15 protein-coding genes are annotated in these 14708 nt (G+C 62.9%); 10 read left to right on the forward strand and 5 right to left on the reverse strand.

Going from position 1 to position 14708, the window contains the following annotated elements; genetic code table 11:
* Nucleotides 1–50: 50 nt before the first annotated feature.
* From I6L32_RS13115 to I6L32_RS13135, 5 genes are all read left to right on the forward strand, one after another.
* A complete protein-coding gene (locus I6L32_RS13115; protein WP_216943993.1) occupies nt 51–2006 on the forward strand; it encodes a heme lyase CcmF/NrfE family subunit in 1956 nt (651 codons plus the stop codon).
* Nucleotides 2003–2533 (forward strand): DsbE family thiol:disulfide interchange protein, encoded by a 531-nt coding sequence (locus tag I6L32_RS13120; RefSeq protein WP_041215578.1) that lies wholly within the window; start codon nt 2003–2005, stop codon nt 2531–2533. The genes I6L32_RS13115 and I6L32_RS13120 overlap by 4 nt, the downstream gene beginning before the upstream one ends.
* Before the next feature lie 10 nt (nt 2534–2543).
* On the forward strand, nt 2544–3026 hold the full coding sequence (locus tag I6L32_RS13125; protein WP_143237236.1) for a cytochrome c-type biogenesis protein: 483 nt from the start codon (nt 2544–2546) through the stop codon (nt 3024–3026).
* Complete coding sequence (ccmI, locus tag I6L32_RS13130) at nt 3023–4285, forward strand: c-type cytochrome biogenesis protein CcmI (RefSeq protein WP_104452537.1); 1263 nt, start codon at nt 3023–3025, stop codon at nt 4283–4285. Before I6L32_RS13125 ends, ccmI begins: the two co-directional genes overlap by 4 nt.
* A gap of 78 nt (nt 4286–4363) precedes the next feature.
* Nucleotides 4364–5176, forward strand: coding sequence for a VacJ family lipoprotein (locus I6L32_RS13135; protein WP_029314176.1), 813 nt, complete (start codon nt 4364–4366; stop codon nt 5174–5176).
* Nucleotides 5177–5286: 110 nt separating this feature from the next.
* On the opposite strand, the gene sodB is transcribed toward I6L32_RS13135, so the two are convergent.
* Nucleotides 5287–5871: a superoxide dismutase [Fe] gene (sodB, locus tag I6L32_RS13140; RefSeq protein ID WP_010673954.1), complete on the reverse strand. Its 585-nt coding sequence runs from the start codon at nt 5869–5871 to the stop codon at nt 5287–5289.
* A gap of 287 nt (nt 5872–6158) precedes the next feature.
* Between sodB and I6L32_RS13145 the strand changes: the two genes are divergently transcribed.
* Nucleotides 6159–6503 carry a Grx4 family monothiol glutaredoxin gene (locus I6L32_RS13145; protein WP_010673955.1) on the forward strand — a complete coding sequence of 115 codons (345 nt, stop codon included), beginning with the start codon at nt 6159–6161 and terminating at the stop codon, nt 6501–6503.
* 67 nt (nt 6504–6570) lie between these two features.
* Here the strand turns inward: I6L32_RS13145 and I6L32_RS13150 are convergent, their stop codons facing one another.
* The gene (locus tag I6L32_RS13150) at nt 6571–7782 is read right to left on the reverse strand and encodes an RsmB/NOP family class I SAM-dependent RNA methyltransferase (RefSeq protein WP_069652836.1); all 1212 of its coding nucleotides are present in this window, start codon (nt 7780–7782) and stop codon (nt 6571–6573) included.
* A gap of 211 nt (nt 7783–7993) precedes the next feature.
* Here I6L32_RS13150 and I6L32_RS13155 point away from each other — a divergent pair, with 211 nt between their 5' ends.
* The 4 genes from I6L32_RS13155 to I6L32_RS13170 all read left to right on the forward strand — a co-directional run bounded on the left by I6L32_RS13155 (nt 7994) and on the right by I6L32_RS13170 (nt 12036).
* On the forward strand, nt 7994–9961 hold the full coding sequence (locus I6L32_RS13155; protein WP_010673957.1) for a reprolysin-like metallopeptidase: 1968 nt from the start codon (nt 7994–7996) through the stop codon (nt 9959–9961).
* Nucleotides 9958–10281, forward strand: coding sequence for a hypothetical protein (locus I6L32_RS13160; protein WP_010673958.1), 324 nt, complete (start codon nt 9958–9960; stop codon nt 10279–10281). The genes I6L32_RS13155 and I6L32_RS13160 overlap by 4 nt, the downstream gene beginning before the upstream one ends.
* Nucleotides 10282–10438: 157 nt before the next feature.
* The gene (pdxH, locus tag I6L32_RS13165) at nt 10439–11077 is read left to right on the forward strand and encodes a pyridoxamine 5'-phosphate oxidase (protein ID WP_010673959.1); all 639 of its coding nucleotides are present in this window, start codon (nt 10439–10441) and stop codon (nt 11075–11077) included.
* Nucleotides 11077–12036 carry a LysR substrate-binding domain-containing protein gene (locus I6L32_RS13170; protein ID WP_216943994.1) on the forward strand — a complete coding sequence of 320 codons (960 nt, stop codon included), beginning with the start codon at nt 11077–11079 and terminating at the stop codon, nt 12034–12036. Before pdxH ends, I6L32_RS13170 begins: the two co-directional genes overlap by 1 nt.
* 66 nt (nt 12037–12102) lie before the next feature.
* Here the strand turns inward: I6L32_RS13170 and I6L32_RS13175 are convergent, their stop codons facing one another.
* The 3 genes from I6L32_RS13175 to I6L32_RS13185 are packed head-to-tail and all read right to left on the reverse strand — an operon-like array spanning nt 12103 to nt 14548.
* Nucleotides 12103–13284 (reverse strand): M20 family metallopeptidase, encoded by a 1182-nt coding sequence (locus tag I6L32_RS13175; RefSeq protein WP_202015506.1) that lies wholly within the window; start codon nt 13282–13284, stop codon nt 12103–12105.
* Nucleotides 13284–13733, reverse strand: coding sequence for a hypothetical protein (locus I6L32_RS13180; protein ID WP_010673962.1), 450 nt, complete (start codon nt 13731–13733; stop codon nt 13284–13286). The genes I6L32_RS13175 and I6L32_RS13180 overlap by 1 nt, the downstream gene beginning before the upstream one ends.
* Nucleotides 13730–14548, reverse strand: coding sequence for a DUF3100 domain-containing protein (locus I6L32_RS13185; RefSeq protein WP_010673963.1), 819 nt, complete (start codon nt 14546–14548; stop codon nt 13730–13732). The genes I6L32_RS13180 and I6L32_RS13185 overlap by 4 nt, the downstream gene beginning before the upstream one ends.
* Between the last annotated feature and the right edge of the window lie 160 nt (nt 14549–14708).

Genomic DNA, 14708 nt, shown 5'->3' on the forward strand with positions numbered 1-14708 from the left:
TATACCGCCAAATCGGCAGGTTTCTCCGTGCAATCGAGAGGGAATAGTCAATGATCCCGGAATTAGGGCAGTTCTCACTGATCCTGGCCTTCGCCACCGCCCTGCTGCTGGGCAGTTACCCGCTGATCGGGGCCCATCTCGGTCGTCTTGGCATGATGTCGGCGGCCCGCCCGCTCGCCTACAGCCAGTTCCTGCTGCTGCTGCTGTCGTTTATCTGCCTCACCTGGGCCTTTATCGACAACGACTTCACCGTGCAGTACGTGGCCACCAACTCCAACAGCCTGCTGCCCCTGCAATACCGCATCTCGGCGGTGTGGGGAGCCCATGAAGGCTCGCTGCTGCTCTGGGTGCTGACCCTGGGGGGCTGGACGGCGGCGGTAGCCCTCTTCAGCCGTCGCCTGCCGCTCGATGCGGTGGCGCGGGTACTCGGGGTGCTCGGCCTTATCTCGGTGGGCTTCACCGCTTTTGTGCTGTTCACCTCGGATCCTTTCACCCGCACCCTGCCGTATTTCCCGGTGGACGGGCGGGATCTCAATCCGCTTCTGCAGGATCCCGGTCTCATCTTCCACCCCCCCATGCTCTACATGGGCTACGTGGGCTTCTCGGTGGCCTTCGCCTTCGCCATCGCCTCCCTGATGACGGGGCGTCTGGACGCCACCTGGGCGCGCTGGTCCCGTCCCTGGACCATGGCGGCCTGGGTCTTCCTGACGCTGGGCATCGTGCTCGGTTCCTGGTGGGCCTATTACGAACTCGGCTGGGGCGGCTGGTGGTTCTGGGACCCGGTGGAAAACGCCTCCTTCATGCCCTGGCTGGCGGGCACGGCCCTGCTCCACTCCCTCGCGGTGAGCGAGAAGCGCGCCACCTTCAAGGCCTGGACCGTGCTGCTGGCGCTCTCGGCCTTCTCCCTGAGCCTGCTCGGCACCTTCCTGGTGCGTTCCGGCGTGCTGGTGTCGGTCCATGCGTTTGCCTCCGACCCGACCCGGGGACTGTTTATTCTGGGCTTCCTGCTGGCGGTGATCGGCAGCTCGCTCCTGCTGTTTGCCTTCAAGGGCTCCCAGGTCAAGAGCCACGGCAAGCACGAGCTGTGGAGCCGGGAGACCCTGCTGCTTGGCAACAACATCCTGCTGGTGGCGGGCCTGCTCACCGTGCTGCTCGGCACCCTGCTGCCCCTGGTGCACAAGGAGCTGGGGCTTGGCAGCATCTCCATCGGCACCCCCTTCTTCAACCACATCTACAGCTGGCTCATCATCCCCTTCGCCGTGCTGCTGGGGGTGGGCCCCCTGTTCCGCTGGCGCCGCCAGGAGCTCGGTGAGCTCAAGGGCAAGGTGATCCTCGCCCTGGTGCTGAGCCTGGCCGCCGCCTTCCTGCTGCCGCTGGCCTTCGCCGAGGCGTTCAAGCCCTGGGCCGCGCTCGGCATCGGGCTTGGCGTCTGGATCATCGTCACCAGCGTGCAGGAGACCTGGGCGCGGGCCACCCACAAACACGGTTTTGCCACCGGCGTGCGCAAGCTTGGCAACAGCCACTGGGCCATGATCCTGGGGCACGTGGGGCTCGCGGTCAGCATCATCGGCATCGCCTGCACCCAGAACTACAGCATCGAGAAGGACCTGCGGATGCAGGCCGGCGATCGCGTCCAGTTCGCTGATTACGAGTTCGTCTTCACCGGCATCAAGGAGAAGAACGGCCCCAACTACGACGGTTTCAAGGGGGTGCTGGAAGTGCACCGGGATGGCAAGCAGGTAGCCCTGCTCAAACCTGAGAAGCGGATGTACACCGTGAGCCGCATGCCGATGACCGAGGCGGCCATCGATGCGGGTGTTACCCGGGATCTCTATGCGGCGCTCGGCGAACAGCTCGACAACGGCGCCTGGGCGGTGCGGATCTACTACAAGCCCTTCGTGCGCTGGATCTGGTTCGGCGGCGTCTTCATGGCCCTCGGTGGCGTGCTGGCCATGCTGGACAAGCGCTACCGCTTCGGACGTCGTGACGAGGAGGCCAAGGCATGAGCAAGAAGACCTGGCTCTATCTGCTGCCCTTCATCATCTTCCTGATGGGGGCCGTGTTTCTGTTCAAGGGGCTCTACTCCGATCCCACCAAGCTCGAATCCGTGATGGTGGACAAGGAGGTGCCCGTGTTCACCCTGCAGGACATCTATGACCTGGGCAAGCAGCACGACAGGAGCATCCTCAAGGGGCGCCCCATGCTGCTCAACGTCTGGGCCACCTGGTGCCCGACCTGTTACGGAGAACACACCTACCTCAAGGAGCTGGCGGGGCAGGGGATCTACATCGTCGGCATGAACTACAAGGATGAGCGTGACAAGGCCATCAAGTGGCTGGCGGAGCTTGGCAATCCCTACCAGGTCAACCTCTATGATCCGGACGGCATGCTGGGGCTGGATCTCGGTGTCTATGGCGCGCCGGAGACCTTCTTCATCGACAGCCAGGGTATCATCCGCTATCGCCACGTGGGGGACATCAACCCAGACGTCTGGGCCAGTACCCTCAAACCCATCTTCGATGCCATGAAGTGAGGCCTCCCCGATGAAAACACTGATTGCATCCCTGTTGCTGCTGGCCGGTCTCGTCTGCGCCGGACAGGCCCGCGCCGCCATCGATGTCTACACCTTCGAGAGCGACGCCCAGGAGCAGACCTTTCGCGAGCTGACTAAGGAGCTGCGCTGCCCCAAGTGCCAGAACCAGGACATCGCGGATTCCAACGCCGGGCTTGCCAAGGATCTGCGGGACAAGACCTACCAGATGGTGCGCGAGGGCAAGGAGAAGCAGGAAGTGGTGGACTACATGGTGGCCCGCTACGGCAACTTCATTCTCTATGATCCCCCCCTGATGGCCTCGACCCTGATCCTCTGGCTTGGCCCCTTGCTGGTCATCGTGATTGGCGTCGTCACCGTGGTGGTGCGAAGCCGCCGCCATGCCCCTGCTCCCTTGCAACAGTCTGAAGGCACCCTGAGTGCAGAAGAGCAGGCCAGGCTGTCCGCCCTGCTCAAAGAGGAAGAGAAACCATGACCCCATTCTGGATACTGGGTGCGGCCCTGCTGGTGCTGGCGAGCCTGGCGCTGATCGTGCCGCTGTGGCGCGGCGAGGGCAGGCAGAGCATCAGTCGCTCGGCCCTCAACAAGCAGCTCTATCGCCAGCGCCTGCTGGAGATAGGGGAGGAGCGGGAGCAGGGGATACTGGCGGAGGAGCCGGAATCCCTGGTGGAGCTGCAGCGCAGCCTCCTGGACGACATTCCCGACGTGGAGCAGACCGCCCGTGGCGGCAAGAGCCTGATCTGGATCCCCGGTGTGCTGGTGCTGGCGGTGGTGAGCATCGGCCTCTACGCCAAGCTCGGCGCCTGGCAGGAGGTGAGCCGCTGGCAGGATGCCAGCAGCCGGTTGGGGGAGCTCAGCAATCGCATCCTGGTGGAGCGCGACGCCCGGGTGACCGAGCAGGATCTGCTGGACTTCACCCTGGCCCTGCGAACCCGGCTGAAACAAGAACCGAACGACTACCGTGGCTGGCTGCTGCTGGGACGTCTGACCCTGGATGGCAATGATCCCGAGATGGCCCGCGAGGCGCTGGAGCGTGCCTACGCTCTCGCGCCCCAGAAGGCCATGGTGGCGGTGCCCTATGCCCAGGCCCTGATGATGACGGGGGAGGAAGCCCGTGCGGATCAACTGTTGCAGGCGGTCATTACCGAGGACCCGGCCAACATCGAGGCTCGCTCCGTCCACGCCTTCATGGCCCTGCAAAAAGAGGATTTCCAGACCGCCCTCGACCGCTGGCAGGGGATGTTGCCGCTGCTGGAGCCGGGCTCGGCCCGCTACACCATGGTGGAGCGCTCCATGGAGTACGCCAGGCAGCAGCTTGGCCAGCGTGGCATCGCCGTGACTACCCCGTCTGCCGAAGGCCAGGCACAAGCCGGGGTGCTGGCGGTGAAAGAGGGGGAATTCCCCCTGCACATCACCCTGGCGCCGGGCATCAAGATGCCGGAAGATGCCCATCTGTTCGTCTTTGCGGTGATCCCCAACGGTCCGCCCATGCCCATCGCGGTCAAGCGCATTGCAGGCCCGCATCTCCCGCTCACCCTCTCCCTGGGGGACGGGGATGCCATGATGGAGGGGAGCAAGCTGGCGGCCCATGCCGAGCTGCAGTTCAAGGCGCGCCTCTCCCGGGGCGGCAACGTCATGAACAAGGAAGGCGCCTTTGAAGGGGTTTCTGTCACCGTGCCGACCAGCACCATCCCCACAGCGCCGATTGACATCCGCATCGATCACGCCCTCTAATATGCTTTTGGCCCACCCCTTGGGGTGGGCCCCCTGTATAATTCATATCAATACCCAAAAAAATCTTAGGACTTTCATATGTATCTGCGTTCAGGAGCATTGGCGGTGGCATTGCTGCTCGCGGGCTGTGCGGGCGGCCCTCCCAAGCCGGGCCCGGAGAGCCTGGATCTCGGCGAGACCCCGAGCCGCCCCGGGGCATCCAGCACGGCCAGCGATCCTCGCGACCCCTTCCAGGGGCCCAACCGTGCCATGTGGGCCGTCAACTATGACGTGCTGGAGCCCTATGTGGCGCGCCCCGTGGTACACGGCTATGCCCGCTATGTCCCGCAAGGGGTGAGGGACAGCATCGAGAATTTCGTGGACAACTTCGACGAGCCGAGCAGCATGGTAAACCACCTGCTGGTGGGTGATCTGAAAGGGGCCGGTACCAACCTGGGCCGCTTCACCCTCAACACCACTGTGGGCCTGCTCGGTCTGTTCGACGTGGCCAAGCATGCGGGCCTGGCTCGCAACACACTGGAGATGGACACCGTGCTCGGCAAGGCCGACATCGGGGATGGCGCCTATCTGATGGTGCCGGTCTACGGTCCCACCACCACCCGGCAACTGGTAGGGGATACCATTGATACCATCTACTTCCCCTATGCCCTGCTGACCTTCCCGCTGAAGGTAGTGCACTGGGCGCTGGATGGCCTCGGTACCCGCTCCAAGCTGATCGATCAGGAGCGCATCATCGACAACGCGCTGGATCCTTACGCCCTGACCAAGGACTTCTACTTGCAGTACAACGATGGCAAGGTGACGGGCCGCAAACCCGAGCTCCAGGAGCAGAAACCAGAGGCGGCGGATGATGGCAACCTCGACGATTACATGGACGAGATAGACCAGTAAGCACGGTCATCTTCCACAAGGCGCCTGCGGGCGCCTTTGTTGTCGATGGCAGGTATTCGACCATAAAAAAACGCCCCGCAAGTGCGGGGCGTTTTGGCAAGAAAGGCTTATCAGGCAGCCAGGTTCTTGGCCACGAATTCCCAGTTGACCAGGGCCCAGAAGGTTTCCATGTACTTCGGACGCAGGTTGCGGAAATCGATGTAGTAGGCGTGTTCCCACAGGTCGACGGTCAGCAGCGGGGTGGTACCGGCTTCGGTCAGCGGGCAACCGGCGTTGGAGGTGTTGACGATGGCCAGGGAGCCGTCAGCCTTTTTCACCAGCCAGGTCCAGCTGGAGCCGAAGTTGCCGATGGCAGACTTGGTGAACGCATCCTTGAACTCGGCGAAGGAGCCGAAGGCCTTGGTGATGGCATCGGCCAGGGCGCCAGTGGGTTCGCCACCGCCGTTCGGGGAGAGGCAGTGCCAGTAGAAGGTGTGGTTCCAGATCTGGGCAGCGTTGTTGAAGACGCCACCAGTGGAGGTCTTGATGATCTCTTCCAGAGACTTGCCTTCAAACTCGGTACCCGGCACCAGGTTGTTCAGGTTGACCACGTAGGTGTTGTGGTGCTTGCCATGGTGGTATTCCAGAGTTTCCTGGGAGATGTGCGGTTCCAGAGCATTGATTGCATAGGGCAGAGCGGGAAGTTCGAAAGCCATTTTCTACTCTCCATTGGCTGGTCCGTGCGAAGGCGACGGTTGCAAGACATTGCGTACTCTTTTCTATCTTGAAAAGAATTTTTCTTGAAATGAGGGGGCCAGACGGCCCAAAGCCCGTCGATTGTAGCAGTATCAAAGATGGGCGAACAACCCTTGATTCTTGCCATGATCCGGATCAAGCTGCGGCGTATTGATGCATGACTTCTTTCATTCGCAACGGTTTGCCAGTTTGTGGTCTGCCCGGATTGCAGTAGAATGGCCGCCGAAATCGCTCCAGTGAGGCATTTATGGAAACTATTGAAAAGATCAAACAGCAGTTGGCTGAGAATCCCATCATCCTCTACATGAAGGGATCCCCCAAGCTGCCCAGCTGCGGTTTCTCTGCCCAGGCCTCCCAGGCCCTGATGTCCTGCGGCGAGCCTTTCGCCTATGTCGACATCCTGCAGAACCCGGACATCCGCGCCGAGCTGCCGAAATTCGCCAACTGGCCCACCTTCCCGCAACTGTGGGTCGAGGGCGAGCTGGTCGGTGGTTGCGACATCATGATCGAGATGTTCCAGGCCGGCGAGCTGCAGACCCTGATCAAGGAAACTGCCGCCAAGCACAAGCAGGATGACGCTGCCGCCGAATAAGGCCGCATCCATACCATGCAAAAAGGGGAGCCACTGGCTCCCCTTTTCTTTGTGCCCACGACAGACATCAGGCGATGCGTTCGAGGCGCGCCATGTAGAAGCCGTCGAAGCCGGTCTCGGCCGGGCTGACGTTGTGATCGCCGATCAGGCGGAAGTGCTCGTTGGCGGCGAGGAACTTGTCCACCTGCTGGCGGTTCTCCTCGGGCAGGATGGAGCAGGTGGCGTAGACCAGCAGGCCGCCCACCTTCACCATCTGGCTGTAGCGCTGCAGGATCTCCTCTTGCAGGGCGACCAGCACCGGCAGGCGCTCGGCGGTGTCGCGCCACTTGGCATCCGGGTTGCGCTTGAGCACGCCAAGGCCGGAGCAGGGGACGTCCAGCAGCACGCGATCGGCGCTTTCTTTAAGGCGCTTGACGGTCTTGCTGCTGGTGATGACCCGGGTCTCCACGTTGTGGGCACCGGCGCGGCGGGCGCGCTGCTTGAGGTTCTCCAGTTTCCACTCTTCCACGTCCATGGCCAGCAGACGGCCCTTGCCCTGCATCATGGCGGCCAGGTGCAGGGTCTTGCCGCCGGCACCGGCACAGGCGTCGATGACCCGCATGCCGGGCTTGACGTCGAGGGCCGCGGCCACCAGCTGGGAGCCGGCATCCTGCTGCTCGAAGCAGCCGTCGGCAAAGGCCTGGGTACGGAACAGGGCGGCGTCCGAGGTCACTTGCAAGGCAGTCTCCACTCCGTCGACGAGCACTGTGGTGACATGCTCTTTGGCCAGCATGGCTTGCAGCTCGTCCCGGGTGCACTTGAGGGTGTTGACCCGCAGGTAACGCTTGGGCATCCAGGCCAGGGCGGCACGCTCGGCCGGCCAGGCGTCGCCCAGTTGCTCGCTGCCGAGCTTTTCCAGCCAGGCAGGGCAGCCGTCCATCAGCACCGGGTTCTTCTTGGCCTCGGTCAGGCGGCGGCGGAACGCCTCCTCGTTGAAGCGATCCAGGGTCGGGTGGTTGGGCTGATCTATCTTGTGGAAGGCGTGCCAGCTGTGCAGCAGCGGCCAGACATTCTTCTCCGCCTGACGGACCTGGATGCCGGTGAGGAAGCAGTAGAGGCTGAGGCGGCGCAGCAGATCGCCGGTGACCAGGGCAATCCTTGCCTGTTCTTGCGGTTTGAGTTCGATGCCGGAGAAGTGACGTGCATAGGCGCGGTCGAGGGTAAGACCCTGACCCAGCACATCGTCAACGATGGCAACGACCAGATCCCCGAAACGGGGCAACAGTGGGGACTTGAGCATGAGATTAACCTTGGCCAAAGAAAGAGTGAACCGGCCCCGTCGAAGAGGGGTTCTGGAACGGACAAATCCGCGCCATGATAGGGGCTAGTCTGCATTGGTGCAACCTTCCCCATTCGGGGAATGTACAGAGGATGTTGCTGGACTAATCGGACCAGCGGGCAAATGATGCCGTGGCAGTTCAGGTGAATCCGTTTAAAAAGGAATTAAAAAGATGCAGTTGATGAAATATTCTCCGCTGGCGGTGCTGGTGGCGGGTCTGATGACGTCCGGCAATCTGATGGCCGGCGAGTGGCATACGGTCACGGCGCGGGCCACCGCCGCCGATGGGTACGAGGTGAGGGCCAGCCAGTATCGTATCGTCACCGTCTCCACCGATTACCTGGCTGCCCTGAAGGGGGGCGAGCGCCGCCTGACTCTGCCCCTGCCGGATGGCAAGGAGGTGACCTTCAGCCTGCAACCCTATGATCTGCTGCCGGCGGATCTGGCCGCCAAATATCCCGATATCCTGGCCTTCAAGGGGTACAACGAAGCGGCGCCGGGCGAGACCGGGCGCTTCGATCTCGGTCCCCAGGGATTCCACGCCATGTTCAGCCATGAAGGGAAGATGGTGTTCGTCGATCCCCTTCGCAACGGGGAAGGCTATGCCGTCTATTACCAGCAGGATGCCCACAGCCGGCTGGAAGAAGAGGCGGACAAGGTGATTGGGGGCGAGGCCAAAAAGCTGGCCCGCCAGGTGCTGGTGGATGGCAACGAGCGCAAGCGTTATGTCATCGCCATCTCGGCGGCGGGGGAGTACACCCAGTATCACGGCGGTACCGTGGAGGCGGGTCTTGGCGCCATCACCACCCTGCTCAACCGGGTCAACGAGGTCTACCAGCGTGACGTGGCGGCCGAATTCCAGCTGGCCAGCGGCAACGACACCATCATCTTCACCGACGTGGCGAACGATCCCTTCAACAATGATGACGGCGATGTCGATGCCAACATGCAGGTGCAGGCCGATGCCCTGACCAAGGGTCTGGGGGCCTTCGACATCGGCCATGTGGTCAACACCGGTGGCGGCGGCCTGGCGGGACTGGGCGTACTCTGCACCCCTGACAAATCGGCGGGGATGACGGGCTCCTCCGAGCCGGTGGGGGATGCCTTCTTCATCGACTACGTGGCCCACGAGATTGGTCACCAGTTCGGGGCAGACCACACCTTCAACGGCACCACAGGCAGTTGTGGCGGCGGCAACCGGGAGGCAAGCCAAGCCTGGGAGCCGGGCAGCGGCAGCTCCATCATGGCCTATGCGGGGATCTGCGGAGACGAAGATCTGCAGCCCCACAGCGAGCCCTATTTCCACAGCAAGTCCATCGAGCAGATGCGGGCCCACATGGCCACGGAGCCAAATTGCGGCACCCCGTTGGCGCTGGTCAACAATGCGCCCCAGGTGGCGGCAGGCAATGACTACGTCATCCCTGCCAACACCCCCTTCGTGCTCAAGGGGGCGGGGGCCGATCTTGACAGCGATCCGCTGAATTACACCTGGGAGCAGATCGATCTGGGGACGGAGTCGAGCAGCCCGGCCACCATGGTGGACGACGGCAGCCGCCCGCTGTTCCGTTTCGTGGCGCCGACCAGCGTGCCGGAGCGCACCCTGCCGAGTCTCACCTCCCTGCTCACCAACACCCTGGCGATAGGGGAGGCCTGGCCTGCCACCAACCGGGACCTGAACTTCCGCCTCACGGCGCGGGACGGCAAGGGCGGTGTCGCCAGCGATGACATGAAGATCCAGGTGGTCAACACCGGCAAGGCCTTCGCCCTGACCAGCCCGGTGGTGACCCCCCTGGGGGCGGGCAAGATGCAGACCATCAGTTGGGAAGTGGCCGGCACCAATGCCGCCCCCATCAACTGCAGCAAGGTGGATCTCTTCATGACCCGGGACGAGGGGGCAAACTGGACTCCCCTTGCCAGCGGCAAACCCAACTCGGGCTCGGCGAGCGTCACCATCCCGGCGGGCAAGGATGGCACTGCCCGCTTGAAGGTGGCGTGCAGCGACAACATCTTCTTCGCCATCAGTCCCCTCAAGCTCTCGGTCACCCAGCGCGGTGAAGAGGGGGGAAGCGGTGGCGGCGGTGCCCTCGGCTTCTGGACCCTGGCCCTGGCGTTGCTGGGCTGGCAGCGGAGGCGGGCATGAGACTGGCCGGGGTGCTGCTGCTCACCCTGCTCGGCGGTTGTCAGGCCGATGCTGACACCCTGGAGCAGGCGGTCAGCGCCAGCCTCGCCAGGCAGGATTATCGGCTGATCGTGCGGGCCGGGCGCGGCGAGGTGGCACCCGGGATCGCGGCGGATCAGCAGGCGGCGGCCAAGGCGCGCTGCGGCGTGCGCTATCTCGACGGATTCGGGGATGTCATCAAGCCGGATCAGAAGGAGGCCCACGCCAGGCTGAGCGCCTATGCGGCGGACTACAACCGGCGCATGCTGGCCCATTGCCCGCCGGTTGACGGCAAGCAGTAGGCTGACGGTCATCGGCATAAAGAGGGAGGCATGAGCCTCCCTCTTTTTTTGCTCCGCCATTTGGCCGCCCCGAGGCTTGTACCCATGGCGCGCTCGTCGCACAATGCCTGCACCGATCGCCGCACGGGCGGCAGAGAAAGAGAGAAGGAAAATCAAGATGATGGATGTGGCTGATCTGCGTCGCGAATACACCAGGGGTGGACTGCACCGGGCCGATCTGCCGGCCGAGCCCCTCGCCCTGTTCGAGAAGTGGCTGGCCCAGGCGTGCGAGGCCAAACTGACCGATCCCACCGCCATGGTGGTGGGCACCGTGGATGCCGATGGTCAGCCCTGGCAGCGCACCGTGCTGCTCAAGCACTACGATGCCGAAGGCATGGTGTTCTACACCAACATGGGCAGCCGCAAGGCGCATCAGCTGGAAGGCAACCCCCGTATCAGCCTGCTTTTCCCCTGGCACACCCTGGACAGACAGGTGCACGTGACCGGCCGGGTGGAGAAGATGAGCACCTTCGAGGTGATGAAGTATTTCCACAGCCGTCCCAAGGACAGCCAGATCGCCGCCTGGGTCTCCAAACAGTCGACCCGCATCTCGGCCCGTGGCGTGCTCGAGGCCAAGTTCCTCGAACTCAAACAGAAGTTTGCCAATGGCGAGGTGCCGCTGCCGAGCTTCTGGGGTGGTTTCCGGGTGCGCATCGACACCGTCGAGTTCTGGCAGGGCGGGGAGCATCGTCTGCACGATCGCTTCTATTACACCCGCGAGGGGGACGGCTGGCACATCGAGCGCCTGGCGCCCTGATGAACATCGCCCGGCTCAAGAACTTCACCGAGATAGTGAAGAACAACTTCAACATCTCGGCGACGGCGGAGAAGCTCTATACCTCCCAGCCGACCCTCAGCAAGCAGATGAAGATGCTGGAAGAGGAGCTGGGGCTGGCGCTGTTTACCCGCAAGGGCAAGAACCTGGCGGGCCTGACCCCCATGGGGGAGCAGGTAATGGAGCTGGCCAGGGGAGTAGTGGCCCAGGTGGAGCAGATTGGTCAGCTTTCCCTCGGGGATCAGCTGGCCACCAGCGGGGTGCTGCGCATCGCCACTACCCACACCATGGCCCGCTACAAGCTGCCGGCGGTCATTACCGAATTCTCCCGCCGCTACCCCGAGGTGAGCATCCAGCTGCATCAGGGAGCCCCTGCCCAACTGGCGCAGATGGCGCAAAACGGGGATGTGGAGATGGCCATCGCCACCGAGTCCATGCACCTGTTCGACGAGCTGGCGACCGTGCCCTGCTATCGCTGGGGGCGCAGCGTGGTGGTGCCCCACGGCCATCCGCTGCTGGACTGCCAGCCGCTGGCCATGGCGGATCTGGCCCGGTACCCCCTCATCACCTATGTGTTCGGTTTCACCGGCCGCTCCAAGATGGACAAGGCGTTCGGTCGCCATGGTCTCAGCCCCCGCATCGTGCTGACAGCCACCGACAGCGACATCATCAAGCACTATGTGCGCCTGGGGATGGGAGTCGAGGTGATCGCCACCTCGGCGTTCGACGAAGGGGACAGGGAGAGCCTGGTCTGCCTCAACATCGATCATCTGATCGCCTCGAGCGTGGCCCATGTGTGCCTGCGCAGGCACGCCCACCTGCGGGACTATATGTACGACTTCATCCACCTCTATGCCCCCCATGTGAGCCGGGAGACGGTGCAGCTGGCGCTGCTCAACCAGGGAACGCCCGCCCCGTCTGCGACCCTGCCCTGGCTCTGACGCCGAGACATAAAAAAGAGAGGCCGTCGGCCTCTCTTTGCATTGCTATCCCCTTGTACTGACCCCTCAGGCGGCTCGGGTCGCCAGATTGACGAAGATCTGGGCTCCCACCAGCAGGCAGTCGTCGTCCAGGTAATAGGGGTTCGCGTGCAGGTAGTTGCAGATCCCCTTGGCCTGATTGCCGCTGCCGAGGAAGAACATGGCCCCCATGCGGCTTGGCGTGGCGTTGATCATGTAGCTGAAGTCCTCGCTGCCGGTCATGGGCTGGCCCTTTGCGTTGATCCCGTCGCTGGACAACACCTCCGAGGCGGCTTGTTGCAGGCGCTCGCAGGCCTGGGGGTGGTTCTCCACTGCCGGGTAGCCGGCATGGACCATGGTGGTCTTGAAGCCGCGCAGCTCGCTCTGGGCGATGATGTCCCTGAAGCTGTTTTTCAGGATCTGGTCGGTTTCGGCATCCATGGCGCGGATGGTGCCACGGGCCTGCACATGATCGGCGATGGCGTTGGGAATGGTGCCGCCGTTGATCATGCCGCAACCAAAGACCGCCGGGCTGAACGGGCTGGTGCGCTTGGCGACGATGTAGTCCATGTCCTCGATGATCCGCACCGCCTCCCGGATGGCATCCAGCCCCTTGTGGGGGGTGGAGCCGTGGGCGGAGATGCCGTGCACATCAAGCGTCCAGGCCGACCCCCAGGAGGACATGATCCCCTGGTTGAACTTGATGGTGCCCGTCTCCATGGCGCCGTCGTTGTGCAGGGCATAGACCTCGTCCACCCCCTTCATGCAGCCAAGCTCCACCATCTTTTCGGCACCGGGGACGCGCATGTCCTCTTCCGCCATCTGGAAGATGAAGCGGACGTTGTACCGCAGGCGATCGCGGTTGGCGGCCAGAAACCTGGCGGCGGTCAGAGCGATCGCCATGTGGGAGTCGTGGCCGCAGTTGTGGGCCATCCCCTCATGGGTGGATTTGAACGCCACCTCGCTCATGTCGTGCATCTCCAGGCCATCCATGTCGGCACGAAAGGCAATGGTGGGCAGGGTGGGGTCGACCGCCAGATCCCCGTGAAAACCGGTGAAACCGGGGTACAGGGTGATCCTGTAGCCGAACTCTTCCATCAACCCACGGCAGTAGGCAGAGGTCTTGAACTCGGCCCCGGAGTATTCCGGGATGCGGTGCAGGTGGTGGCGCACTTCGTAGCTGAAGTCGCGCAGGGCCAACAGGTCAGGTTCGATATGGTAGTGGTTCATCAGATGATCCCTTGAATGGAGAAACCGAGCTGGGCAACCAGGGAGGCGCCAAAGAAGCAGCAGGTGGAGACGATCATGAAGATGAGGATCACCTTCCACGACATCTTCTTGAGCTCCTCCAGCTGACCGCCCACCGAGAGGCCGGCGAAGGCCAGGAGCGGCACGCAGCAGGAGAGGAAGGAGATCTTGGCCACAGCATCGATGAAGAGTCCGCGCACCGGGGTCTCGGGCAGGCAGATGAGAATGCCGATGATGGTGGCATAGGCAAAGGCCGGCAGGGAGGAGGGCAGATAGCGCTTGGTCACCAGGGAGGCGAACACCACCAGAGACATGGCGATGAAGCTGTCCCCCATCTGCCACAGCGGCAGGCCCGAGGTCAGGGTCTGGGTGAACATGGCCAGCAGGATCGCCAGGAAGACGAAGCGCATATCCATCACGATGCTTTTCATGCTTTCTCTCCTTTGGCGGTCAAGGCATAGATTTTTTCAGCGAGCGGCAGACCCAGATAGGTGAGGGAGAGCGCCCCCAGGGCCGACGAGAGCAGGTTCGACGCGGCGGCGATGCTGAGCACCTGCTGGGCCATCGCCTCGTCCAGGCCGTTGATGAGGGCACCGGAGGCGGCGCTCAGCATGGAGCCGGATCCCACGCCGGAACCGGCGGCCAGGGCCAGGGGGTGCAGCCCTGTGAGGGGGGCGATGCTGCCGAGCACGCTGAACCAGAGGGTGCCGATGACGGAGCCGCACAGGTAGATGGCGAGCACGCCGATGTATTCCTGGGAGCCGGTGCCGAACTTGCCCTGGATCACCGCGACCGAGGGTTCACGGCTGATGGAGGAGCAGGCCCCGATGGCGCGGCGGCCAAAGCCGAACTTCACCGCCAGTGGAATGGCGATGAGGATGGGCAGGAGGTTGCCTATCTCCTGCAGGAAGAGCGGTACGCCGACGCTCAGGATCATCTTGAGGTTGGGGATGATCATCCCCGCATACTGGGTCCCGAGGATCAGCAGGCTGAAACCCACCATCTTGCCGCAGAAGCCCTCTTCTCGCTCGGTGAAGAGCCTCTTCCAGCCGGGAATGCGATCCTTGACGGGCTTGGCGGAGACGATCATGCCGATGATGACGGCAAAGAGCATGGGCAGGATGGGAATGATGGCGATGCCGAGTCTGATCTCCTGCTTCCCAATGAGGGATTGGGCCACGAAGATCAGCAGGGCGGTCGCCAGGGTACTGACTACTACCGTTTTGAGTGGGCTGGTTGGCTGCATAGTGTGTTCTCTTGTTATCCGTTGTCCTTCATGGGCGTCTTTGGTCGCGCCATGATGGGGGCATGATAGGAAGCGAGGAGGGGAAGGAATGTGACCGCCATCAAGTCAGCCATATGGCATTTTTTCATGGGGTATGCCGTTTAACCATGGTAAACATATG

The organism is Aeromonas sp. FDAARGOS 1402 (genome assembly GCF_019046925.1).
Classification (GTDB): Bacteria; Pseudomonadota; Gammaproteobacteria; order Enterobacterales; family Aeromonadaceae; genus Aeromonas; species Aeromonas caviae.